The sequence below is a fragment of the Polaribacter sp. IC066 genome (assembly GCF_007997085.1).
GTDB lineage: Bacteria > Bacteroidota > Bacteroidia > Flavobacteriales > Flavobacteriaceae > Polaribacter.
On record NZ_VORR01000124.1, the window covers coordinates 1 to 1,647 of the forward strand.

Annotated in this window: 2 protein-coding genes; both read right to left on the bottom strand. The window is 33.4% G+C overall.

The genetic code is table 11. The annotated features are described in order from the left end of the window. Positions 1-902, bottom strand: a 902-nt coding sequence (locus tag ES044_RS18185; protein WP_262713735.1) for a Wzz/FepE/Etk N-terminal domain-containing protein, incomplete at its 3' end; no start/stop codon positions are given. Positions 903-904: 2 nt separating this feature from the next. Further along, a complete protein-coding gene (locus tag ES044_RS18190; RefSeq protein ID WP_317132312.1) occupies positions 905-1,645 on the bottom strand; it encodes a polysaccharide biosynthesis/export family protein in 741 nt (246 codons plus the stop codon). Positions 1,646-1,647 lie beyond the last annotated feature (2 nt).

A 1,647-nucleotide genomic window follows, 5' to 3' on the forward strand; every position in this document is an offset into this window, starting at 1 on the left:
TATTCTTGTACATTGTCCTGTGCTAAGGCCAAAAAAGCCCCCACATTGGTGAGCCGCTCCTCGATAAAATCTTTTGTTTTTTCTGAAACAATACTTTTATCTTTAATCGCATCTAAATTGTATTGACGTACCAATTCATTTAAAACATCTTCTGCCTTGACTTTTACTGCATCCTGCAAACTAAGAGTTAATACACTAGAGTTTTTATCCACGGTACTAATGCCAATTCTAGCTCTATAGGTATCAATCATTCTATTACGACCTCTAAGTAAAATAATTACCTCATTATTCTCCGAATCTTTATCAAAATCTTTTCTGGGGTGTATTTTAAATTGCCCTAATTCACTCTCAATAACCGTATTCAAAGTTGATCTTGAAATCAAATCACCGTCTAAAGTCTTGAATTCAATATTATTTTCATCCAACCTAGAAATAACAAAAGCAGTATCTTTTTCAATTGCTAAAAAATTCTTTTTGATAAATTCTAATACCAATGGGTTTTTATCATAAACTTCACTTTTCTTTATGGTTCCCTCCATAAAATAAGAAATGGTCAGATCTAAAGAATCGACCATATTTCCTATAATCTTCCGCGATTTTAAAATTTCTATTTCGTTATCAGGATTGTTAGCAGACCCGCCACCAATAATTCCTAAATCTTCAAAGGCAGCTAACTCCGAAGAAATACCAGACTTATTATTATCTTTAATCATGATCGATGCAGCCGCGCTGTATTGCGGTGTAGCATATCTTAAATAAATAAATGCTAATGATAAAGAGAGAATCACACAGAAGACAAACCATTTCCAATGCACAAGATATTTTTCTAATTCTTCTCTTATATTAATAGTGTCAGCGTTTTCAATCTGACTACCACCAAAATTTTTGTTATTTTCTTGCATTTTTATCTATTTAATAAAGAAATCGAGGTTAACAGTGCCACTAAAACTGATGAAATAGAAATGATTAGCCCCGTATTTGAATTGGCTGAAGCAGATTGAATCCTTGCATAATTGGGTTCTACATACACCACATCATTTTGTTGTAAATAATACACGGGTGAGGTAAATATATTTTTAGAGAGTAAATCTACGCGATACTGTATTTTTTCGCCATCTTGCTCTCTTTGAACTAATATATTGCTTCTTTCTGCCGATATGTTTAAGTCTCCTGCCAAACCAATGGCTTCTAATATGGTTATTCTCTCATTGGGTATTGGATAGCTACCTGGAGAACGTACATCTCCTAAAACCGTAATTTTATAATTTGAAATACGTACATTCACATTAGGATTTAAAATATAATCAGGTGCTAATTTATCTTTTAAAAACGCAATAAACTCGTCTCTTGATAAACCGCCAATATTTAGTTTGCCTAGTACTGGGAAATCTATTTCCCCATTGGTATCTACTAAATAGGTCTGCTGTTGTGCAGCGCCAATTGCCGAGTTAGATGTGGTTGAATAGGTAACCGCAGATAGATTAAAGGGTCTTACCGCTTCTGTATCTAAAGCAGTAATGGTAATCTGCAATACATCATCTGGCTTGATAATCGTCTTATAAGAATTGGAAACTCTAGATTGGTCTATTTCATCATTTTGAAAATATATAATCTCTTTTTTAGACACACAGGATGCCAGCATCAAAA